We start from the raw sequence: 20,937 nt of genomic DNA, 5'->3' as shown, positions 1-20,937 counted from the left end.
GCTCAGCGCGCTGGGCGAGTCCCGTGCGGCGGCCGACGCGCACGCCGTCGCCACGGCGGCCGGCCCGGCGGCCGTCCGTGCCGCCGCCCGCCAGGTCCTCGACGGGGCCGCCCGCCTCACTCCGCCGCTCACCCTGGACTACCTGGCCCTGGTCGACCCCTCGGACTTCACCGAGATCGGCGACGGCTTCACCGGCGAGGCCGTCCTGGCGGTGGCAGCCAGGGTCGGGACGACCCGCCTGATCGACAACATCCCCCTGACCTTCGGCACTCTCGGAGCCGCCTCGTGACCAGCACAGGCATACGACTGCACGCGCCCGCGCCCGGGTGGTCCATCGACGCGGACGTCGTGGTCGTCGGCTCCGGTGTCGCCGGACTGACTGCGGCGCTGCGCTGCGAGGCCGCCGGGCTGGCCACCGTCGTCGTCACCAAGGCCCGGCTCGACGACGGCTCCACCCGCTGGGCCCAGGGCGGCATCGCCGCGGCCCTCGGCGAGGGCGACACCCCCGAGCAGCACCGGGACGACACCCTGGTGGCCGGCGCGGGCCTGTGCGACGAGGAAGCGGTCCGCATCCTCGTCACCGAGGGCCCCGACGCCGTACGCCGTCTCATCGCCACCGGCGCCCACTTCGACGAGTCCGCCGAGGGCGGCCTGGAACTGACCCGTGAGGGCGGTCACCACCGCCGGCGCATCGCGCACGCGGGCGGGGACGCCACCGGCGCGGAGATCTCCCGCGCGCTGGTGGAGGCCGTACGCGCGGTCGGGATGCGCACCATCGAGAACGCGCTCGTCCTGGACCTGCTGACGGACGCCGAGGGTCGCACCGCGGGTGTGACCCTGCACGTCATGGGGGAGGGCCGGCACGACGGCGTGGGGGCCGTGCACGCCCCCGCGGTGGTGCTCGCGACCGGCGGCATGGGCCAGGTGTTCAGCGCGACCACGAACCCCTCCGTCTCCACCGGCGACGGTGTGGCGCTGGCCCTGCGCGCGGGCGCCGAGGTCAGCGACCTCGAGTTCGTCCAGTTCCACCCGACCGTCCTGTTCCTCGGCCCCGACGCGGAGGGCCAGCAGCCCCTGGTCTCCGAGGCGGTACGCGGCGAGGGCGCCCACCTGGTCGACGCCGACGGCGTGCGCTTCATGGTGGGGCAGCACGAGCTCGCCGAACTCGCCCCGCGCGACGTCGTCGCCAAGGGCATCATGCGCCGGATGCGGGAGCGGGACGCCGAGCACATGTACCTCGACGCCCGCCACTTCGGCGCCGAGATGTGGGAGCACCGCTTCCCGACGATCCTCGCGGCCTGCCGCGCCCACGGCATCGACCCGGTCACCGAGCCCGTCCCGGTCGCCCCGGCCGCCCACTACGCCTCCGGCGGCGTCCGCACCGACTCGCGGGGCCGTACCACCGTGCCCGGCCTGTACGCGTGCGGGGAGGTCGCCTGCACCGGCGTGCACGGCGCCAACCGGCTCGCCTCCAACTCCCTCCTGGAGGGCCTGGTCTACGCCGAGCGCATCGCCGCCGACATCGCCGCGAGCCGGACCGGGGACACCCTCCACGCGCGCGTGCCGCAGCCCCTCCCGCAGGCCGACCGCCCCGGGCACCCCCTGCTCCCCCCGGAGGCCCGCTTCACCATCCAGCGGATCATGGCCCGGGGAGCCGGTGTGCTGCGCTCCGCCGACTCGCTCGCCCGGGCCGCCGACGGGCTCCAGCGGCTGCACGCCGACGCCCGCGATGCCCTCGACGAGAACGGCAAGACCGCCGAGCCCGGCGTCGACACCTGGGAGACCACCAACCTCCTGTGCGTGGCCCGCGTCCTGGTCGCCGCCGCGCGGCAGCGCGAGGAGACCCGCGGCTGCCACTGGCGCGAGGACCGGCCCGAGCGCGACGACACCGCCTGGCGCCGGCACATCGTCGTACGGCTGAACCCGGACCGCACGCTGGCGGCGCACACCACCGACGCCACAGACTTCCCCCCGACCCTCCCCCTCCAGGCCCCCCAGGAGCAGTGACTGCCGTGACCACCCCAGATCTTCCCCTCGCCCCGTCCGGTGGCTGCGGCGACGGCTGCGCCTGCGGCGCGGACCCCGACGGATACGACGGTTCCGACGACTACACGGAGTGCGGCCTCGACCCCGCGCTCGCCCAGCTCCTGGCCGACGCCGGCCTGGACCCGGTGGAGGTCGAGGACATCGCCCAGGTCGCCATCCAGGAGGACCTGGCGGGCGGCGTGGACGTGACGACGGTCGCGACCATCCCGGAGGACGCCGTCGCCACCGCCGACTTCACCGCGCGGGAAGCGGGCGTCGTGGCGGGCCTGAGGATCGCCGAGGCCGTCGTGTCGGTGGTCTGCACGGCGGAGTTCGAGGTCGAACGGCACGTGGAGGACGGCGACCGGGTGGAGGCCGGCGACACGCTGCTCTCCGTCACCGCCCGCACCCGGGACCTCCTCACGGCGGAGCGCAGCGCCCTGAACCTCCTGTGCCGTCTGTCGGGCATCGCGACGGCCACGCGCGCGTGGGCGGACGTCCTGGAGGGCACCCGGGCCGAGGTCCGCGACACCCGCAAGACCACCCCGGGTCTGCGTTCCCTGGAGAAGTTCGCCGTGCGCTGCGGCGGCGGCGTCAACCACCGCATGTCGCTCTCCGACGCGGCCCTGGTCAAGGACAACCACGTCATCGCCGCGGGCGGTGTCGCCCAGGCCTTCCAGGCGGTCCGGGAACGCTTCCCCGACGTGCCGATCGAGGTCGAGGTCGACACCCTGCACCAGCTCCGTGAGGTCGTGGACGCCGGCGCCGACCTGATCCTGCTGGACAACTTCACGCCCGGTGAGTGCGAGGAGGCCGTGGCCATCGTCGCCGGCCGGGCCGCGCTGGAGGCGTCCGGCCGGCTCACCCTCGGCAACGCCAAGGCGTACGCCGACACGGGAGTCGACTACCTCGCCGTGGGCGCCCTCACCCACTCCTCGCCGATCCTGGACATCGGCCTGGACCTGCGGGCAGCGGAGTAGGGGCCGGTCATGCTGCTGACGATCGACGTGGGCAACACGCACACCGTCCTGGGTCTGTTCGACGGCGAGGACATCGTCGAACACTGGCGGATCTCCACCGATCCGCGCCGCACGGCCGACGAGTTCGCGGTCCTGCTCCAGGGCCTGATGGGCATGCACCCCCTGCTCGGCGACGAACTGGGTGACGGCATCGACGGCATCGCCATCTGCGCGACGGTCCCCTCCGTCCTGCACGAACTCCGTGAGGTGACCCGCCGCTACTACGGCGACGTGCCCGCGGTGCTGGTCGAGCCGGGCGTGAAGACGGGCGTGCCGATCCAGTTCGACAACCCCAAGGAGGTCGGCGCCGACCGCATCATCAACGCGGTCGCGGCGAACGAGCTCTACGGCGGCCCGGCGATCGTCGTCGATTTCGGCACCGCCACCACCTTCGACGCGATCTCGGTGCGCGGGGAGTACGTCGGCGGGGTCATCGCACCCGGCATCGAGATCTCGGTGGAGGCCCTCGGGGTCAGGGCCGCGCAGCTGCGCAAGATCGAGGTGGCGCGGCCCCGGAGCGTGATCGGCAAGAACACGGTCGAGGCGATGCAGTCCGGCATCGTCTACGGCTTCGCCGGACAGGTGGACGGTGTCGCCCGCCGGATGGCCCGCGAGCTCTCCGACGACCCCGACCAGGTGACCGTCATCGCGACGGGCGGACTGGCGCCGATGGTCCTGGGTGAGAGCGCGGTCATCGACGAGCACGAGCCCTGGCTGACCCTCATCGGCCTGCGCCTGGTCTACGAACGGAACATGTCGCGGATGTGAGGGAGCGGGCGGACGCCTTCCACCTGGGTGGACGCCCCGCGCCACACCCATTCGCTATGCGAGGTTTGTCTGATTAGCGCGTATCGTCACGGCATGCCCACGCCCTACGGAACGCGCGGCGGCATGGCGTTCGGCGCGGAGGAGCTGCGTGTGCTCCGCCGCGCCCTCGCCCTCGCCCTGCACCCCACGTCCGCCTCGGCCGAAGACGTCCAGGACTGCCTCCGCCTCGCCGACTCCCTCGACGAGGCGATGCGGGAGTACACCAGGCTGCGCGCCTTCCTGGTGGCCGACCTCGGCCGCTACCGCGCCGCCCTCCCCGGCACCGCCGCCGGCTATCTCGCGCTCCTGGAGGAGGCGCTGGGTGCCGGATACCGCCCCGACCCCGACGACCTCGCCGCGCTCCGGGCGCTGCGCGGCAACCCCACCGCCGCCGCCCTCCTGGACCGCTGCCGGCTCCTCGCCGAGCAGGACGTACGCGCCCGCCTCGCCGGCCGCGCGGTCCCTGTCGCCGCCCCCCTGCCCGGCGTCCCGGTCTCCCGCACCCGGCTCCTCGCCCTGCCGGGCGGCCAGGCTCAGGACGCCGAGGGCGCCGAGGGCACCGAGAACTCGGGGAAGCCCGAGAAGCCCGAGAAGCCCGAGAGGGCCGAGAAGAAGCCGGGCCGCGAGCCGTCCGCCCCGCGGCCCGAGCCCGCGCCGGACCCGGCTCCCGCCCCCGGTGCGCCGAAGCCCGGCCGCCCCTTTCCCACCCCGGGTGAGGTCTTCCCCCGCCGCAAGCCGGCTCCGCCCCCGTCGGGCCGGCGGCTGGCCGTGTGTTGAAAAACCCGCCGCACCGCGCCCACCCCAGCCCGGCCGTCCGCCGCGCCCTGGCTACCCTGGACCCATGGAATACGTCGCCGCGTTGCTGCCCTCGGCCGTCATGGCCGCCCTCTTCATCGCTGTGATCCGGGTGATCGTGAAAACCCAGGGCGGCGCCAACAAGGCCAAGGAGGACGCCGCCGTGGACGCGGCCCTCGCCCGCGCGGAGGGCGCCCGGCAGTCCTCCGCCAGGGCCGACGGCTGACCGGGGGTACGGCAGCCGGTCCGGGCGTACGACTCGAGCGTGGTCGAGCACGGGTCGTGCGTCCTTTTTGTTCGCGTTCGCCGATGTTCGAGCACGTTCGGTGCGCAGTGGGCGGTATTTCCCACTACTGTGCAGTTGTGCCTCGCCCATTGGGAGAACTCGAAGACGCGGTCATGACGCGGGTGTGGAAGTGGAACCGCCCGGTGACCGTTCGGGAAGTCCTGGAAGATCTGCAGAAGGAACGGTCCATCGCGTACACCACGGTGATGACCGTTCTGGACAATCTCCATCAGAAGGGCTGGGTGCGCCGTGAGGCGGAAGGCCGGGCCTATCGATATGAGGCGGTCTCCACCCGCGCCGCCTACGCCGCCGCGCTGATGAACGAGGCGTGGTCGCAGAGCGACAACGCCGCCGCCGCACTCGTCGCCTTCTTCGGCATGATGAGCGAGGAGCAGCGGCAGTCCCTCACGGACGCGGTACGCGTTGTCGGGCTGCCGGAAACGACGGAACAACCCCGCCCGACCGAACACCCCGGATCTGCTCGACAACCCGGCCCGGCGGAACCTCCGGGTGAGAACCCCGCCTCCGCAGAGGGCCGCGGCGGGCGATAGCGTCCGCTCATGTCAGCAGACAGCCCCGATGTCACCGCAAAAGCCATCACCGTCCGCCGGGCCCGCACCAGCGATGTCCCGGCCGTGCGTCGCCTCCTGGACGCCTACGTCCGCAAGGGCATCCTGCTCGACAAAGCAACGGTGACGCTTTACGAGGCGATCCAGGAGTTCTGGATCGCGGAACGGGACGACAACGCCGAGGTGGTCGGCTGCGGCGCACTGCACGTGATGTGGGAAGACCTCGCGGAAGTCCGTACTCTCGCCGTGAAGCCCGGACTGAAGGGCGCCGGCGTGGGCCACCACTTGCTGGAGAAGTTGCTGCAGACCGCACGTTGGCTCGGTGTTCGCCGGGTTTTCTGTCTGACCTTCGAAGTCGACTTCTTCGGCAGGCACGGCTTCGTGGAGATCGGTGAGACACCGGTCGACACCGATGTGTACACCGAGCTGCTGCGTTCCTATGACGAGGGAGTCGCGGAGTTCCTGGGTCTCGAACGAGTGAAACCGAACACCCTGGGCAACAGCCGGATGCTTCTGCATCTGTGATCGTCGCCGTTCCGTACCGGTGTTCCGTACCCGATGCCGTGCGGCGGAGGGCCCCGCGCAACGCCAAGACATATTCCGCATCGCACCCTTGACCTCGTTCCCTATGTCCGAAACGCGCACGTTTCCGGGTCGTGGGAGGGCGGCGGACCTCTCCCCGGGGTTTGTGTTTTTTCGTCAAAAGCGGTTTGCTTTCCGAGGTACTGCAGTAGTTCATATAACAAGGGGACGGCGATACGGCGGATGCCGGTACATCACGGTCCTCAAGTTGTCGATGAAAGGAAATCCGGTGGCACAGAAGGTTCAGGTCCTTCTTGTCGACGACCTCGACGGCGGCGAGGCGGACGAGACCGTGACGTTCGCGTTGGACGGCAAGACATACGAGATCGATCTCACCACCGCCAATGCGGACAAGCTCCGCGGCCTTCTCGAGCCTTACGTGAAGGGCGGCCGCCGTACGGGAGGCCGTGCTTCGGGTGGGCGCGGAAAGGCCCGTGCTTCTTCCGGCGGCAACCAGGACACCGCGGCGATCCGCGCCTGGGCGAAGGCGAACGGCCACGAGGTCAACGACCGCGGTCGTGTTCCCGCGGCCATTCGCGAGGCCTACGAGCGGGCGAACGGCTGAGCGTCGGTTCGACCGGCCTCGCGCACGCCGGCCGGCGGCCGGTCGCAGGCGCGCAGCAGTCGAACGCGGTGGCACTGAGTGGCCACCGTGCTTACCAGTCGTACGAGATCGGGGGCGGCGCCCCGGCCCCCCGTCGCCGACATCGTCGGCAGCGAGGCCTCGACCTCGCGCCCCGGCCCGGGGGGTCGCAGCCAGACGGCGGCCCCCTGTGAACCGGCGCGGCCCGCAGACGGCCGGACGGCGCCGCGGCCGGCCACGGGAGGCGGCGGAGCGTCGATGAGGCCGCCCTCGCCGATCGCGGCGAGGTCGAGGGCCAGGGTGCCCCACTCCAGCCAGTCGAGCAGTCCCGGCAGTTCCTCCGCGCTGCCCGCGGCCACCAGCAACAGCATCCGGCCGCGCTGCAGGGCCACCGGAAACCCCGCGGCCGCCGGTCCTGGCCGCCGCCCCGGCCGCCCGTCACCCCGCAGGCGCTCCAGCGCCGCGTGTCCCGCCTCGGCGGGTACGTCCAGGACGTCGAAGCGCACCCCCACCGACAGACGCACCGGCTGCCCGGGCACCGTCGGCCAGCCCTGTTCGTTCTCGTACCAGTGCCGGACCGGATCGACCGGGTCGACCGGGTCGATCAGGGCGCTCGGTTCGTTCGGTTCGCCTGGCTCGCTCGGGCCGACCATGCCAAGCGCAACCGCCGGAAGGCCGTTCGGGTTACGCTAGGTGTGTATGCGTGTGCACAGAGTGTCGAACAAGGGGGTGTGAGGGGGCGCAGGGAGATGCAAGGTTGTTCGCCCGTAGCGGAGGGAACCCGTGCACTCGGCATGGATTGTCGGTGGCAGCGGGTAAGACATCCCTAGTGGGAGGGGCGACACGCAGGACTGGGGACGTATTCCGTTCGCCATGGGCGTACTGGAGATGGGGGTAACTACCTGGCCTGCGGGAACATCGTCTCGCACCATCGGGTTGGAGCATATGTCGGCGTTCGGGGTCAGGAGGCCATCGAGGGTGTCGGCAGTTGGAATGAGCGGTCCCCGCTTGCGGGACTAAGCTGCGGAAGGACAGGGAGGGGAAGTTCCCCCCACTGCCTGACCGCTCTGAGGAGCGATTAACGATGTTCGAGAGGTTCACCGACCGCGCGCGGCGGGTTGTCGTCCTGGCTCAGGAAGAAGCCCGGATGCTCAACCACAACTACATCGGCACCGAGCACATCCTCCTGGGCCTGATCCACGAGGGTGAGGGTGTCGCCGCCAAGGCCCTTGAGAGCCTCGGGATTTCGCTCGAGGCGGTCCGCCAGCAGGTGGAGGAGATCATCGGCCAGGGACAGCAGGCGCCGTCCGGCCACATTCCCTTCACTCCCCGTGCCAAGAAGGTGCTCGAGCTGTCGCTCCGCGAGGCGCTGCAGCTGGGTCACAACTACATCGGTACGGAGCACATCCTGCTCGGCCTGATCCGTGAGGGCGAGGGCGTCGCCGCCCAGGTCCTGGTCAAGCTGGGCGCAGATCTGAACCGGGTGCGGCAGCAGGTCATCCAGCTGCTCTCCGGTTACCAGGGCAAGGAGACCGCCACCGCCGGCGGTCCTGCCGAGGGCACCCCCTCCACGTCCCTGGTCCTCGACCAGTTCGGCCGGAACCTCACCCAGGCCGCTCGTGAGTCCAAGCTCGACCCGGTCATCGGGCGCGAGAAGGAGATCGAGCGGGTCATGCAGGTGCTGTCCCGCCGTACCAAGAACAACCCGGTGCTGATCGGTGAGCCCGGTGTCGGCAAGACCGCCGTCGTCGAGGGCCTCGCCCAGGCCATCGTCAAGGGCGAGGTGCCCGAGACCCTCAAGGACAAGCACCTCTACACCCTGGACCTCGGTGCCCTGGTCGCCGGCTCCCGCTACCGCGGTGACTTCGAGGAGCGCCTGAAGAAGGTGCTCAAGGAGATCCGCACCCGCGGCGACATCATCCTGTTCATCGACGAGCTGCACACGCTGGTCGGTGCGGGTGCCGCCGAGGGCGCCATCGACGCGGCCTCCATCCTGAAGCCGATGCTGGCCCGCGGTGAGCTGCAGACCATCGGCGCCACCACGCTGGACGAGTACCGCAAGCACCTGGAGAAGGACGCGGCCCTGGAACGCCGCTTCCAGCCGATCCAGGTCGCCGAGCCGTCCCTGCCGCACACCATCGAGATCCTCAAGGGCCTGCGCGACCGGTACGAGGCGCACCACCGCGTCTCCATCACCGACGAGGCGCTGGTCCAGGCGGCCACGCTGGCCGACCGGTACATCTCGGACCGCTTCCTCCCGGACAAGGCGATCGACCTGATCGACGAGGCCGGTTCCCGGATGCGTATCCGTCGGATGACCGCGCCGCCGGACCTGCGCGAGTTCGACGAGAAGATCGCCGGTGTCCGCCGGGACAAGGAGTCCGCGATCGACTCGCAGGACTTCGAGAAGGCCGCCTCGCTGCGTGACAAGGAGAAGCAGCTCCTGGCCGCCAAGGCGAAGCGGGAGAAGGAGTGGAAGGCCGGCGACATGGACGTCGTCGCCGAGGTCGACGGCGACCTGATCGCCGAGGTCCTCGCCACGGCCACCGGCATCCCGGTCTTCAAGCTGACCGAGGAGGAGTCCTCGCGTCTGCTGCGCATGGAGGACGAGCTCCACAAGCGGGTCATCGGCCAGGTCGACGCCGTCAAGGCGCTGTCCAAGGCGATCCGCCGTACCCGCGCGGGGCTCAAGGACCCGAAGCGGCCCGGTGGCTCGTTCATCTTCGCCGGTCCGTCCGGTGTCGGTAAGACCGAGCTGTCCAAGGCCCTCGCCGAGTTCCTGTTCGGTGACGAGGACGCGCTGATCTCCCTCGACATGTCGGAGTTCAGCGAGAAGCACACGGTCTCGCGCCTCTTCGGTTCGCCCCCCGGCTACGTGGGCTACGAGGAGGGCGGTCAGCTGACGGAGAAGGTGCGCCGCAAGCCGTTCTCGGTCGTCCTCTTCGACGAGGTCGAGAAGGCCCACCCGGACATCTTCAACTCGCTGCTGCAGATCCTGGAGGACGGTCGCCTGACCGACTCCCAGGGCCGGGTCGTGGACTTCAAGAACACCGTCATCATCATGACGACCAACCTCGGTACCCGGGACATCTCCAAGGGCTTCAACCTGGGCTTCGCCGCCGCGGGCGACAAGAAGACCAACTACGAGCGCATGAAGAACAAGGTGTCGGACGAGCTCAAGCAGCACTTCCGTCCCGAGTTCCTCAACCGTGTCGACGACGTGGTCGTCTTCCCGCAGCTCACCCCGGAGGACATCCTCGCGATCGTCGACCTGATGATCGACAAGGTGGACGAGCGCCTGAAGGACCGGGACATGGGCATCGAGCTCTCCCAGTCCGCCAAGGAACTGCTGTCCAAGAGGGGCTACGACCCCGTGCTGGGCGCCCGGCCGCTGCGCCGGACCATCCAGCGCGAGATCGAGGACTCGCTGTCGGAGAAGATCCTCTTCGGCGAGCTGCGCCCCGGTCACATCGTGGTCGTGGACACCGAGGGCGAGGGCGAGACCGCCACCTTCACCTTCCGCGGTGAGGAGAAGTCGGCCCTGCCCGACGTCCCGCCGATCGAGCAGGCGGCCGGTGGATCCGGCCCGAACCTCAGCAAGGAAGCGTAAGCGTCACGGCAGCCGAAAGGGGCCGGTGCCCGAGCAGGGCACCGGCCCCTTTCGCATGCCCGGATGCCCCGTGCCTAGGACAGCTGACCGCCGTAGTCCGGCAGCTTGTAGGTCCTCTCGGCATGGCCGCCCGACAGATCGGTGGCGCTGTTGCCGATGTTGGCGATGATCGTGTAGCCCTTCGACTCGATGTCGACGCGCTGTGCCGTCTTGTACTCGGCCACGTTCCGGAACAGGTCGAAGAAGCCGCGGACGTAGAGCCCGGCGGACTCGTATCCGGCGTGGTCGAGGTTGAAGGCGGTGGGGGCGTGGATGATGCCCGGCCGGGCGGTCACGAAGAACACCGCGACACCGCGGTCCTGGGCGTACTCGGCGACCTCCAGGACCGGCTCGTTGGCGGGCTGCGGGAAGCTGAACCCGAAGTCGGTCTCCAGCGCGGTGTTGTCGATGTCGAGGACGATCGCCTGCTTCTCGCCCGGCCGCGGGGCCGCGATGCGCTGCTTCAGCTGGGGCAGGGCCTGGTCCATGACCGCCCGGCAGTCCCGCTGCCAGGTCTCGTAGTCGACGTCTGCGGCGGCTGAGACGTCTGCGGCCTCTGCGGCGTCCGCCACGGTTGCCGTGGTTGTCGCGGTGGCGGGCGCCGGGGCGGCGGCCGCCGTGGTGGTGGTCACGGGAGTGCCGGAGGTGCTCGAGGCCTGGGCGGGGACGGCCAGGGCCATCAGGACGGTGGCGGACACGGCGGTCACCGATGCACGGCGCAGCCAGGGGCGTCGGCTTCTCATGTGGTGGGGGTCCTCTCACGCTCATAACGCTGTCAACATGTCGTGCGCATGCTCGTCTGTGAGGGTGGCGCGAGGGGAACCGTAGGGTTACCGGCCGGTAGGCGGCTAGAGGCGCACGCCACATTTATGGAATGTCCGGCCCGGGTTCTCGGTGACATGCTGCACAGGCGTTTTGTCCGGTACTAGCCGAAATAGTGGCAAGAGGTCGCGGAGTAAAGCAGACATTTAGGTTAAATGTCTGATCGATCAGCCTCAAATGGGGCTTTCGCCCTGTCTGTCGGATGTGTCAAGAGACGTACATCTCACGAAGGAAGTACGACCTTCCATCGTAGAAAGCACCCTTTGTGGCTTTGTGGGTGGACGGGTTACCAAGGAATGGCCACTGCGGCGCGGACCTGTTCGCCGGGTGGTTTTCCTCTGCCCCCTCCCCCATGAGGTTTCGATGTTCCAGCGCGTCACGTCCCGTTCCTTCCTCGCGTCCCACCTCCGCACCCGTGCTGCCGTGCTGGCCGCCGGTGTCGGGGTCTCGGCCGTCGCGGGAGTCGGGATCGCGGCCGCCGCCAACAACACGGCCGCCACCGCCACCACCGCCACCACCAGCGCCAGCGCCGGCGCCGTGCAGGCCCAGGCGGCCGCCCAGGCCAAGGCCGCGCAGACCAAGGCCGTCGAGGCGAAGAAGGCCGCGGAGACGAAGAAGGCGGCCGAGGCGAAGAAGGTCGCCCAGACCGCCCAGAAGGCGGCGTCCTGGGTCAGCCCGGTGAAGAACTACACGGTCTCCGCGAGCTACGCCCAGGCCGGCGGCATGTGGCAGTCCGCCCACAGCGGTCAGGACTACGCCGTGCCGAACGGTGCCGAGGTCGTGGCCACGCACGGCGGCACGGTCGTGAAGGCGGGCGGCAACGGCGCCGGCGACGGTCCGGCGTACGGCAACGCCGTCGTCATCAACCACGGCGACGGCACGTACTCCCAGTACGCCCACCTCTCCCAGGTGAACGTGCAGCCCGGCCAGGTCGTCAAGACCGGTCAGAAGATCGCCCTGTCCGGCAACACGGGCAACTCCAGCGGCCCCCACCTGCACTTCGAGATCCGGACCAGCCCGAACTACGGCTCCGCCATCGACCCGGTGAAGTTCCTGAGCGGCAAGGGCGTCCAGCTCTGAGAACCCCGCCCCGAGAGCCGGCCCCGCGTACCCAGCGTCGTGTACCCAGAGCTGCGCACTCTCCGGGCGGCCGACCCGGCACCGCGATGAGCGAACCGGCCTGACCGTCCGCGTATGTCCTCCAAGCCCTCCGTCGGGTTCCTCCCGTCCGGAGGGCTTTCGGGCGCCCGCGTGCCCGCCGCGGCGGGCCCTCACTGGGGCAGCATCGGGTAGCTCCCCGTGTCCGTCGGCGCGTGTTCCGGCAGCCACAGCACGGCGAGAGCGCCCTCGGCCGGCGCGTTCTTCGGAGCGCCGGCCGGTCGTACGTTGCGGAAGGTGAGCCGCGCCCCCAGCACCCGGGCCTGCCCGGCCGCGATGGTCAGGCCCAGGCCGTGACCGCGGCCGGCCCGGTCCGCGCTGCCGGTGCGGAACCGGCTCGGCCCCTCGGCGAGCAGGTCCGCGGGAAAGCCGGGCCCGTGGTCGCGGACCCGGACGACCCGCCCCTCGACGGAGACCTCGATGGGCGGCCTGCCGTGCCGGGCGGCGTTGGCGAGGAGGTTGAAGAGCACCCGCTCCAGCCGCCGCGGGTCGGTGGTGACCTCCGACTCGTGCACCACGCGCACCGTGACGTCCGGGTCCTTCGCCGCGATCCGCCGGGTGACGAACCGGGCCAGCAGGATGTCCTGCAGTTCGGCCCGCTCGGAGGCGCCGTCCAGCCGGGCCACCTCCAGGACGTCCTCGACCAGGGTGCGCATGGCCTTCGCCCGGTCCAGCACCAGTTCGGTCGGCCGGCCCGGCGGCAGCAGTTCGGCGGCGGTCAGCAGGCCGGTCACCGGGGTGCGCAGTTCGTGCGCGATGTCGGCGGTGACCCGGCGCTCGGCCTCCAGCCGCTGCCGCAGCGCGTCCGCCATGGCGTCCACCGCGCTGGCCAGGTCGTCGGTCTCGTCCAGGACGACCCCGCCGATGGCCTCGCGCACCCGGACGTCCGTCTCGCCCTTGGCGACCCGGTGGGCGGCGCTCGCCGCGTTGCGCAGCCGGCGGGACAGATGGCCGCCGATCAGCACCCCGAGCGCGCTGCCGCCCAGGACGACCGCGATGGAGCCGATCACCAGGGCCCGGTCGAGGTCCTTGAGGATGTTCGAGCTGCGGTCGGTGAAGCCCGAGTGCAGGGACATGACATGCCCGTCCTGCAGCGGTACGGCCGCCCAGATGTCCGGCGTCCCGCCCGGCCGGTCGGCCACGTACGTCGCGCGCCGGCCCGCCTCGACCTTCGCCCGCAGCTCGGCCGGCAGCTCGGGGTCGTCGATCCTGGTGTTGGGGAAGTTCAGCCGCCCGGACAGCTCGTAGTTGCGCTGGGCGACCATGATGCGTTCGTCGGCGAGATCGCGTGCGTTGTCCAGCATCGACACCCGGGCCGCGTTGTGCACGACCAGGCTCAGCGCGAGCGCCACCAGCGCGCCGACCAGGGCGATGGCGGCACTGAGCTTCCATCTCAGACCGGTCCGGATGCCCGTCCGGTCGAGAACCGCTCGCACCGGGCGCCGGAAGTACCCCCGCATGTCCGTACTCAGGCCTTCAGTTTGTAGCCGAAGCCGCGGACCGTCTCGAGGCGGTCCTGGCCGATCTTCCCGCGCAGCCGCTGCACATGGACGTCGACGACCCGGGTGTCGCCGCCCCACCCGTACTCCCACACGCGTTCGAGCAGTCGGTCGCGGGAGAGCACGGTGCCCGGCGCCGACGAGAACTCCAGCAGCAGCCGCATCTCGGTCGGTGTCAGCGACACGGGCTCCCCGGCCCGCCGCACCTCCATGCCCACGGTGTCGATCTCCAGCTCGCCGAAGGCCAGTACGCCCCCGTCGTCCGCGGCCGCCGGATCCTGCCGGCCGCCGTTCGCCCGGTCGAAGCGGCGCAGCACCGCACGGATGCGGGCGACCAGGACGGCACCGTCGAACGGTTTGGTCACGTAGTCGTCGGCGCCCGCCTCCAGGCCCAGGACGACGTCGATGGAGTCCGCACGCGCCGACAGCATGATCACCGGAACCATCGACTCGTCGCGGATGCTCCGGCACAGGCTGACGCCGTCGAGGCCGGGGACCATGACGTCCAGCAGCGCGATGTCGGGCCGGTCCGTCCGGAACGCCTCCAGGCCGGACAGCCCGTCGGGCATCGCGGTGACCGCGAAGCCGTCCCGCTCCAGGGCGAGTTGGGTGGCCTCGCGGATGACGTCGTCGTCCTCGACGAACAGCACGTGGGTCTGGTCTGCCATGCCGGTGCTCCTCAGCTGTCGGGCGCCGGCGTCGGCTCCGTGCCCGCCACCTTGCCGTAGTCGTTGTGGGTACGGAACTTCTCGGCGAACCGGCCCGAGGTCCAGCGGTAGGTGATGACGTTCTCGCCGGAGGGACTCGACACCGGGTCGCCCCGCTCGTACACCTGCATGGTCACCACCAGGTCCCCGCGGTCGATCTCCGCGTACACGGGCGGCTCCTCGGTCCTGAACACGTTCAGGTACGCGCCGCCTTGGTCGCGGTACACGTACGAGCCGACGCCCACCGCGTCGCCGCAGGTCAGCACGTTGACGACGACATCGTCCGCGGTCCCCCCGGTGAGGTTCCCGTAGCTCACGTCGACGGGGTACTCGTCGGCCACGCACGGCTTCAGCTCCCGCTTGACCGCCGCCGAGACCGTCGGGTCGCCCTTGACCAGCCGCACCGCGTCCACGCGGGCGCCGGCCGGGACCGGCATGCGCGAGGCCGCGTAGGACGGAGCGGGCGACCGGGCGTCGGCCGCCGACTCCGCGTGCGCGGGCCCCTCGTCCCGTGCGCCGGTGCCGCCCGTACCGCAGGCGGTGGCGACAAGGCCGAGGGCGGCGAGCACGGACGTCACCGTGGTCGCCGCCCGGGCGGTTCTCCGGGCCCGGTCGGGCCCCGCGCCGGTCAGGCCGCGCAACGCTCCCGCTCCTCATGCTCCAGCGCGCGTGCGTTCAGTTCGCGGGCCTCCAGCTCCTCGCGGAGCCGGGCGAGCGCCCGGTGCAGCGTGCTCTTGACCGTTCCCGCCGACATGCCGAGGGCGGCGGCCGTCTCCTCCGTGGACATCTGCTCCCAGTGTCGCAGCACCACCACACTGCGCTGCTTCGGGGCGAGCACCTCCAGCACGTCCATCAGGAGTGCGCGGTCGGCGTGCTGCTCGGTGGCGTCGTCCACGCGGGCGTCCGGGAGCTGCTCGGTCGGCACCTCCTCCAGCTTGCGGGCGCGCCACCACTCGGTCCGCGTGTTGATCATGACGCGGCGCAGGTAGGCGTCGGCCAGCCGCTTGTCGGCGATGCCGTCCCAGCGGCCGTAGGTCCGGGCCAGCGCGGTCTGCAGCAGGTCCTGCGCCTCGACGGGGTCCGGCACCAGACGGCGGGCGCTGCGCAGCAGCGCGTCCTGCCGGGTGCGGACGTACTCCTCGAACCCGAGCACCTCGCCCTGCGCCATGGTGATCCGCCCTTCCGCTCCCCGCGCCGGCCCGCCCGTGCGTCCCGGTCCCCACCGCTGTGATCCGTGGTCGTCGTGTCCCTGACTGGAGGGCACGGGAACGAAGTTACGGAGGTGTTGTCACGGCACTGTGCGGGGCAGCCTGCGGCCGGCCGTCGGCTGTCCGTCGGTTGTGTAACGGAAGTAGGAACGAGGTAAAGAGGTGGGACGGTTGGGGGGAGTGTGGGGCGATATGGCCGCACCGGGGGTGCCGGCGGACACCCGTGCGCGGGGGAGCGGGCGACCCGCCGGTGCGTCAGGTCAGCGGCAGCCGGTACAGCCCGCCGGGCAGGGGCTCGACCAGGCCGTCGGCGACGAGGCTGTCCAGTGCACGCGCACGCTGCACCGGTTCATGCCACACCCGGTCCAGGGCCCCCTGCGGGACAGGGCCGTGCGCCTCCCGCAGCACGGCCAGCAGCCGTCCGCGGACCTGCCGGTCCGTGCCCGCGTACGTCTGGCCCCGCCGTGGCGGTCCCTGGTGCGCCGGCTTGTCCGCGAGCCGCCAGGCACACTGCGCGGCGATCGGACAGCGGTGGCACGCCTCGTTCTTCGCCGTGCACACCAGCGCCCCCAGCTCCATGGAGGCGGCGGCCCACCGCGCGGCGGTCGACTCGTCCTCGGGCAGCAGCGCGCGGGCGAGCCGGCGCTCGGCGGCGGTGGTGGCGTTCGGCGGGTACTGCACACCGGTGACCGCGCGGGCGAACACCCGGCGGACATTGGTGTCCAGCACCGCGTGCCGCTGCCCGTACGCGAACGACGCCACGGCGGCCGCCGTGTACTCGCCGATGCCGGGCAGCGCCAGGAGCTGTGCGTGGTCGGCGGGTACGTCGCCGCCGTGCCGTTCCGTTATGGCGGCGGCGGCTCCGTGCAGCCGCAGTGCGCGGCGCGGGTAACCGAGCCGGCCCCAGGCGCGGACGGCCTCACCGGGTGCCTCGGCGGCGAGGTCGGCGGGGCGCGGCCAGCGGGCCAGCCACTGTTCGTAGACGGGCAGGACCCGGTTCACCGGGGTCTGCTGGAGCATGAACTCGCTGACCATCACCCCCCACGCGCCGGCCTCCGGGCGCCGCCACGGCAGATCCCGGGCGTGCTCGTCGAACCAGTCGATGACGGGGGAGTGCAGCGGCTCTCCGGGAGCACACCGGGGCGCTGTGTCGTCGGCGGAGGTGTCGGCGGTCTCGGTGGTCTCGGTGGTCTCGGCGGTGCCGCTGTGCGGGGGCTTGGTGGGAGCAGTCATGGCACCTCGATCCTGCCACGACCACCCACGGGAACGGGCACTCCGCCACCCCGTCAAGCGGGCGACAGGGCTCTGGCCAGAGGTGCAAGGGCCGCGATCGCGAACGCGCGGGCGTCGGAGTGCCGCGTCGGCGGTGCCGCTCGCCGCCCGCGGAGCCACACGGTCACGGATCGCGCACAGGATGCAGAAATGGTCACACTGTGCGATCATCGCGCGCCGCGCCCGGCGAGAGGCGGGGTCAGTGGACGGTTTCCGGGATGATGATCCGGAAAAGTTGTGGCTCTCAGCGGCGGGTGGGGCCGGTGACGGCCCGGATCTCTCGTACAGTTTGCGCCGTGGGATCTCTGCGCAATCCGGTCGGGCCGCTTCCCTCCTCCATCTATTGGCGTAGGAGGGCAGTACTGCTGTCCCTGCTGGGGGTGTTGGCGTTGCTCGTCACCTGGATCGTCGTCTCCGGTGACGGGGGCGACGGCGGACACGACAACGGGGCCAACGGCAAGAATCCCGCGCCGTCCACCATCGCTCCGGGACCGTCGAGTTCGGGACCGGCGATCAGTCAGGCGCCGGGCGGACGTGACGAGTCGGGCGGTGAGGACTCGGGCGGCTCCTCGTCCGGGACCGGTACGGAGGACGACGGGGCGAACGGCGACCCCGGTGACTCCGGCGGCGGCTCGGACGGCGGTGCCGGTGGTGGCGACGACGGCAGCGACGCCGGTGGCGACGCCGGCGGCAGCGATGCCGACGGCTCCGAAAGCGGTACCTCGACGGGGGTCGGCGCGGGTGACGCGCTGCCGGCCGGGTCCGGACTGCCCAACTGCACCCCGAGCGCGGTGAAGTTCAGTCTGCGCAGCGTCCGCAACGCCTACGAGCCCGACGCGAAGCCCACCTTCCGGCTGACCGCGCGGAACATCTCCGGCAGCGACTGCAAGGTCGATCTCGGCCCGAAGAACGCCGTGTTGACGATCACTCAGGCGGACGGCGACGAGGCGTACTGGGCGTCGGACGACTGTCCCGAGGGCCCGGGGAGCCTCGTCTTCCGGGTGCCGGCCGGCGACAGCATCACGTACGGCGTGAAGTGGGACCGCAAGCCGAGCGCCGCGCAGTGCGCGACGCCGCCGGCGGGATCGGCGAAGGCCGGTACGTATCTGGTGGAGGCGAAGGCGCCGGGGTTCGCGAAGGTGCAGACGTCCTTCGTGCTGGAGAGCGCCTGAGGTTCAACCGGACCTGGAGCGGCCGGGAGCGGGCCGGGCCGGGAGCGGGCCGGAGGGGCCGGGCCGACCGCTAGACGTACCGCTCCAGGATCGAGCTCTCCGCCAGCCTCGACAGGCCCTCCCGGACGCTGCGGGCACGGGCCTCGCCGACGCCGTCCACCGCCTGGAGGTCGTCCACGCTGGCGGCGAGCAGCTTCTGCAGGCCACCGAAGTGCTCCACCAGGCGGTCGATGATCGCGCCGGGCAGCCTCGGCACCTTGGCCAGCAGCCGGAAACCGCGCGGGGAGACCGCCGAGTCCAGTGTCTCGGGGGATCCGGTGTAGCCCAGGGCGCGGGCCACCGTCGACAGTTCCAGGAGTTCGGCCTGGGGGAGCGCGTTCAGCTCGTGCAGGGCCTGGTCGACGGTGCGGGAGCGCTTGGCGGTGGGCTCGGGGACGTAGTCCCGCACGACCAGCTCGCGCTCCGGTTCCACTCCCGCGATCAACTCGTCGAGCTGGAGGGCGAGGAGGCGGCCGTCGGTGCCCAGTTCGACCACGTATTCGGTGATCTCGGTGGCGATGCGGCGCACCATCTCCAGCCGCTGCGCGACCGCCGAGACGTCCCGCACGGTCACCAGATCCTCGATCTCCAGCGCCGACAGGGTGCCGGCGACCTCGTCGAGGCGGAGCTTGTAGCGCTCCAGCGTCGCGAGCGCCTGGTTGGCGCGGGACAGGATCGCCGCCGAGTCCTCCAGGACACGGCGGTGGCCGTCGACGTACAGCGCGATCAGGCGCATCGACTGGGAGACCGAGACGACCGGGAAGCCGACCTGCTTGGAGACGCGGTCGGCGGTACGGTGCCTGGTGCCGGTCTCCTCGGTCGGGATCGTCGGGTCCGGTACCAGCTGGACGCCGGCCCGAAGGATCTTCGACAGATCGGACGACAGGACGATGCCGCCGTCCAGTTTGCACAGCTCGCGCAGCCGGGTCGCGGTGAACTCGACGTCCAGGACGAAGCCGCCACTGCACAGCGTCTCGACGGTCTTGTCGGAACCGAGCACGATGAGACCACCGGTGTTGCCCCTCAGCACGCGCTCCAGGCCGTCACGGAGGGTGGTACCGGGTGCCACGGCACTCAGCGAGGCGCGCATCTGGCGATCGGAACCGGCGCTCCCGCCGGACTTTCCGGGAGCTGCTGCCCGGTCGTTGGCTGCCACTGCACTCCTCCGGTCGCGATGTCTGGGGCGCCCCTGTTTCGCGCACTCGGTTCGTACGGACGGGCGAGACCAGGGCAAAGTCTACCGGCGGTCCTCCTCGTCCCGTGGGGCCTCTCGGCGACGGGAGCGCGGAAGGACGCGCAGAGCATCCCCTATGTCCGCGACTTCCAGAACCTTCATCCCTGACGGGATTTTGCCCGGATCGCCCGGCACGAGCGCGTGCGTGAAGCCCAGCCGGTGCGCCTCGGACAGCCGCCGCTGAACGCCCGTGACCCGCCGGACCTCGCCCGCGAGGCCCACCTCGCCGATCGCGACCAGGTTCTTGGGCAACGGGGTGTCGCTCGCCGCAGACGCCAGGGCGAGCGCGACGGCCAGATCCGCCGCAGGCTCGGAGAGTTTCACCCCGCCGACCGTCGCGGAGTAGATGTCGCGCTTGCCCAAGGCGCTGATGCGGCCGCGCTGTTCGAGGACCGCGAGCATCATCGAGACGCGCGAGGTCTCCAGTCCGGACGTGGTGCGGCGGGGGGAGGGGATCTGCGAGTCGACGGTGAGCGCCTGCACCTCGGCGACCAGGGGGCGGCGGCCCTCCAGTGTCACCGTCAGACAGGTGCCCGGGACCGGCTCCGCACGGCGGGTGAGGAACAGCCCGCTGGGGTCGGCCAGACCGGTGATGCCCTCGTCGTGCAGCTCGAAGCAGCCGACCTCGTCGGTCGTGCCGTAGCGGTTCTTGACGCCCCGGACCAGGCGCAGGCGCGCGTGCCGGTCGCCCTCGAAGTGCAGGACCACGTCCACCAGGTGCTCCAGCAGCCGCGGGCCCGCGATCGCGCCGTCCTTGGTGACGTGGCCCACCAGGAGGGTGGACATCCCGCGCTCCTTGGAGGCCCGGATCAGCGCGCCGGCCACCTCGCGGACCTGGGCCATGCCGCCCGGCGCCCCGTCGATCTCCGGGGAGGCGACCGTCTGCACCGAGTCGAGGATCAGCAGGGACGGCTTGACCGCGTCGAGGTGGCCGAGCACGGCGGACAGGTCCGTCTCGGCGGCGAGGTACAGGTGGTCGTCGATGGCGTGGATACGGTCGGCCCGCAGCCGGACCTGGCTCGCCGACTCCTCGCCCGTCACGTAGAGCGTGCGGTGCTCGTCGCTCGCCGACTTGGCCGCGACGTCCAGCAGGAGCGTGGACTTGCCGACGCCCGGCTCGCCCGCGACGAGGACGACGGCGCCCGGGACCAGTCCGCCGCCGAGCACCCGGTCCAGCTCGGGAACACCGGTGGAGCGGGCCGTGGCCTGGCGGCCGTCCACCTGGCCGATGGGCAGGGCGGAGGTGGTGACCCGCCCCGGGGCCGTCGTGCGGACCGCGGACACGCCGTACTCCTCGACCGTCCCCCATGCCTGGCACTCGGGGCAGCGGCCGAGCCACTTGGCCGTCTGCCAGCCGCACTCGGTGCAGCGGTAGGACGGTCGGTCCTTGGTGGTCTTGGTACGGGCAGCCATGGTCGAAACGGTAGCCCCCGCCACTGACAACGCGGACCGGAGCCCGCCGCGCGGGACCCGGCCGACCGTGAGGTGAAAGGTTCCTGTCCCCGATTGAG

Annotated in this window: 21 protein-coding genes; 12 read left to right on the top strand and 9 right to left on the bottom strand. The window is 71.3% G+C overall.

Annotation, left to right across the window (positions count from 1 at the left end; all coding sequences use genetic code 11):
* The 9 genes from JL475_RS31130 to JL475_RS31090 all read left to right on the top strand — a co-directional run.
* Window positions 1-289: pantoate--beta-alanine ligase (locus tag JL475_RS31130; protein ID WP_202281351.1), on the top strand; the 289-nt coding region annotated here is incomplete at its 5' end.
* Window positions 286-2,007 carry an L-aspartate oxidase gene (locus tag JL475_RS31125; protein WP_202281350.1) on the top strand — a complete coding sequence of 574 codons (1,722 nt, stop codon included), beginning with the start codon at window positions 286-288 and terminating at the stop codon, window positions 2,005-2,007. The genes JL475_RS31130 and JL475_RS31125, both read left to right, overlap by 4 nt.
* Window positions 2,008-2,012: 5 nt before the next feature.
* Entirely contained in the window at window positions 2,013-3,005 is a 993-nt protein-coding gene (gene nadC / locus JL475_RS31120; protein ID WP_202281349.1) for a carboxylating nicotinate-nucleotide diphosphorylase, read from the top strand.
* Between the two features lie 9 nt (window positions 3,006-3,014).
* On the top strand, window positions 3,015-3,812 hold the full coding sequence (locus tag JL475_RS31115; RefSeq protein ID WP_109377287.1) for a type III pantothenate kinase: 798 nt from the start codon (window positions 3,015-3,017) through the stop codon (window positions 3,810-3,812).
* A 123-nt stretch (window positions 3,813-3,935) separates the two neighbouring features.
* Window positions 3,936-4,628 (top strand): hypothetical protein, encoded by a 693-nt coding sequence (locus JL475_RS31110; RefSeq protein WP_202281354.1) that lies wholly within the window; start codon window positions 3,936-3,938, stop codon window positions 4,626-4,628.
* A gap of 64 nt (window positions 4,629-4,692) precedes the next feature.
* Window positions 4,693-4,872, top strand: a complete 180-nt coding sequence (locus JL475_RS31105; RefSeq protein WP_202281348.1) for a hypothetical protein — start codon at window positions 4,693-4,695, stop codon at window positions 4,870-4,872.
* 137 nt (window positions 4,873-5,009) lie between these two features.
* Complete coding sequence (locus JL475_RS31100) at window positions 5,010-5,483, top strand: BlaI/MecI/CopY family transcriptional regulator (protein ID WP_307825203.1); 474 nt, start codon at window positions 5,010-5,012, stop codon at window positions 5,481-5,483.
* Between the two features lie 9 nt (window positions 5,484-5,492).
* The gene (locus JL475_RS31095) at window positions 5,493-6,026 is read left to right on the top strand and encodes an amino-acid N-acetyltransferase (protein WP_202281347.1); all 534 of its coding nucleotides are present in this window, start codon (window positions 5,493-5,495) and stop codon (window positions 6,024-6,026) included.
* 286 nt (window positions 6,027-6,312) lie between these two features.
* Window positions 6,313-6,648, top strand: coding sequence for an Lsr2 family protein (locus tag JL475_RS31090; RefSeq protein ID WP_202281346.1), 336 nt, complete (start codon window positions 6,313-6,315; stop codon window positions 6,646-6,648).
* Here JL475_RS31090 and JL475_RS31085 read toward each other — a convergent pair.
* Window positions 6,627-7,319 (bottom strand): SCO3374 family protein, encoded by a 693-nt coding sequence (locus tag JL475_RS31085; RefSeq protein WP_202281345.1) that lies wholly within the window; start codon window positions 7,317-7,319, stop codon window positions 6,627-6,629. The genes JL475_RS31090 and JL475_RS31085 overlap by 22 nt on opposite strands.
* A 431-nt stretch (window positions 7,320-7,750) precedes the next feature.
* On the opposite strand from JL475_RS31085, the gene JL475_RS31080 reads away from it, so the two are divergent.
* Window positions 7,751-10,276 carry an ATP-dependent Clp protease ATP-binding subunit gene (locus JL475_RS31080; protein WP_202281344.1) on the top strand — a complete coding sequence of 842 codons (2,526 nt, stop codon included), beginning with the start codon at window positions 7,751-7,753 and terminating at the stop codon, window positions 10,274-10,276.
* Window positions 10,277-10,350: 74 nt separating this feature from the next.
* Here the strand turns inward: JL475_RS31080 and JL475_RS31075 are convergent, their stop codons facing one another.
* On the bottom strand, window positions 10,351-11,058 hold the full coding sequence (locus JL475_RS31075; protein WP_202281343.1) for an HAD family acid phosphatase: 708 nt from the start codon (window positions 11,056-11,058) through the stop codon (window positions 10,351-10,353).
* A 442-nt stretch (window positions 11,059-11,500) separates the two neighbouring features.
* Here JL475_RS31075 and JL475_RS31070 point away from each other — a divergent pair, with 442 nt between their 5' ends.
* On the top strand, window positions 11,501-12,217 hold the full coding sequence (locus JL475_RS31070) for a M23 family metallopeptidase (RefSeq protein ID WP_202281342.1): 717 nt from the start codon (window positions 11,501-11,503) through the stop codon (window positions 12,215-12,217).
* A 191-nt stretch (window positions 12,218-12,408) separates the two neighbouring features.
* Here JL475_RS31070 and cseC read toward each other — a convergent pair whose 3' ends face one another.
* The 5 genes from cseC to JL475_RS31045 all read right to left on the bottom strand — a co-directional run bounded on the left by cseC (window position 12,409) and on the right by JL475_RS31045 (window position 16,942).
* Window positions 12,409-13,755, bottom strand: coding sequence for a two-component system sensor histidine kinase CseC (gene cseC, locus JL475_RS31065; RefSeq protein WP_202281341.1), 1,347 nt, complete (start codon window positions 13,753-13,755; stop codon window positions 12,409-12,411).
* A gap of 8 nt (window positions 13,756-13,763) precedes the next feature.
* The gene (gene cseB / locus JL475_RS31060) at window positions 13,764-14,462 is read right to left on the bottom strand and encodes a two-component system response regulator CseB (protein WP_202281340.1); all 699 of its coding nucleotides are present in this window, start codon (window positions 14,460-14,462) and stop codon (window positions 13,764-13,766) included.
* 11 nt (window positions 14,463-14,473) lie between these two features.
* Window positions 14,474-15,142 (bottom strand): hypothetical protein, encoded by a 669-nt coding sequence (locus tag JL475_RS31055; protein ID WP_202281339.1) that lies wholly within the window; start codon window positions 15,140-15,142, stop codon window positions 14,474-14,476.
* On the bottom strand, window positions 15,130-15,669 hold the full coding sequence (locus JL475_RS31050; RefSeq protein ID WP_202281338.1) for a SigE family RNA polymerase sigma factor: 540 nt from the start codon (window positions 15,667-15,669) through the stop codon (window positions 15,130-15,132). The genes JL475_RS31055 and JL475_RS31050 overlap by 13 nt, the downstream gene beginning before the upstream one ends.
* A 295-nt stretch (window positions 15,670-15,964) precedes the next feature.
* Window positions 15,965-16,942, bottom strand: a complete 978-nt coding sequence (locus JL475_RS31045; RefSeq protein ID WP_237408767.1) for an A/G-specific adenine glycosylase — start codon at window positions 16,940-16,942, stop codon at window positions 15,965-15,967.
* Window positions 16,943-17,277: 335 nt separating this feature from the next.
* Here JL475_RS31045 and JL475_RS31040 point away from each other — a divergent pair, with 335 nt between their 5' ends.
* Complete coding sequence (locus tag JL475_RS31040; RefSeq protein ID WP_202281337.1) at window positions 17,278-18,153, top strand: hypothetical protein; 876 nt, start codon at window positions 17,278-17,280, stop codon at window positions 18,151-18,153.
* Window positions 18,154-18,223: 70 nt separating this feature from the next.
* On the opposite strand, the gene disA is transcribed toward JL475_RS31040, so the two are convergent.
* Both disA and radA read right to left on the bottom strand, forming a co-directional pair.
* Window positions 18,224-19,348, bottom strand: coding sequence for a DNA integrity scanning diadenylate cyclase DisA (disA, locus tag JL475_RS31035; protein WP_202281336.1), 1,125 nt, complete (start codon window positions 19,346-19,348; stop codon window positions 18,224-18,226).
* Between the two features lie 81 nt (window positions 19,349-19,429).
* The gene (gene radA / locus JL475_RS31030; protein ID WP_202281335.1) at window positions 19,430-20,839 is read right to left on the bottom strand and encodes a DNA repair protein RadA; all 1,410 of its coding nucleotides are present in this window, start codon (window positions 20,837-20,839) and stop codon (window positions 19,430-19,432) included.
* Window positions 20,840-20,937 lie beyond the last annotated feature (98 nt).

The organism is Streptomyces sp. M2CJ-2, from assembly GCF_016757295.1.
In the GTDB taxonomy this organism is placed as follows: Bacteria; Actinomycetota; Actinomycetes; order Streptomycetales; family Streptomycetaceae; genus Streptomyces.
The sequence above is the reverse complement of the archived record's forward strand: the minus strand, read 5'-3'. Positions and strand labels throughout refer to the sequence as shown.

What these genes read in the sequence shown, in the direction of transcription:
- JL475_RS31115 (WP_109377287.1), top strand. Translation starts at nt 3,015, where the DNA reads ATGCTGCTGACGATCGACGTGGGCAACACGCACACCGTCCTGGGTCTG.
- JL475_RS31085 (WP_202281345.1), bottom strand. Translation starts at nt 7,319, where the DNA reads ATGGTCGGCCCGAGCGAGCCAGGCGAACCGAACGAACCGAGCGCCCTG.
- JL475_RS31105 (WP_202281348.1), top strand. Translation starts at nt 4,693, where the DNA reads ATGGAATACGTCGCCGCGTTGCTGCCCTCGGCCGTCATGGCCGCCCTC.
- JL475_RS31110 (WP_202281354.1), top strand. Translation starts at nt 3,936, where the DNA reads ATGGCGTTCGGCGCGGAGGAGCTGCGTGTGCTCCGCCGCGCCCTCGCC.
- JL475_RS31070 (WP_202281342.1), top strand. Translation starts at nt 11,501, where the DNA reads ATGTTCCAGCGCGTCACGTCCCGTTCCTTCCTCGCGTCCCACCTCCGC.
- JL475_RS31045 (WP_237408767.1), bottom strand. Translation starts at nt 16,942, where the DNA reads ATGACTGCTCCCACCAAGCCCCCGCACAGCGGCACCGCCGAGACCACC.
- JL475_RS31080 (WP_202281344.1), top strand. Translation starts at nt 7,751, where the DNA reads ATGTTCGAGAGGTTCACCGACCGCGCGCGGCGGGTTGTCGTCCTGGCT.
- JL475_RS31075 (WP_202281343.1), bottom strand. Translation starts at nt 11,058, where the DNA reads ATGAGAAGCCGACGCCCCTGGCTGCGCCGTGCATCGGTGACCGCCGTG.
- cseB (WP_202281340.1), bottom strand. Translation starts at nt 14,462, where the DNA reads ATGGCAGACCAGACCCACGTGCTGTTCGTCGAGGACGACGACGTCATC.
- radA (WP_202281335.1), bottom strand. Translation starts at nt 20,839, where the DNA reads ATGGCTGCCCGTACCAAGACCACCAAGGACCGACCGTCCTACCGCTGC.
- cseC (WP_202281341.1), bottom strand. Translation starts at nt 13,755, where the DNA reads ATGCGGGGGTACTTCCGGCGCCCGGTGCGAGCGGTTCTCGACCGGACG.
- JL475_RS31095 (WP_202281347.1), top strand. Translation starts at nt 5,493, where the DNA reads ATGTCAGCAGACAGCCCCGATGTCACCGCAAAAGCCATCACCGTCCGC.
- JL475_RS31050 (WP_202281338.1), bottom strand. Translation starts at nt 15,669, where the DNA reads ATGGCGCAGGGCGAGGTGCTCGGGTTCGAGGAGTACGTCCGCACCCGG.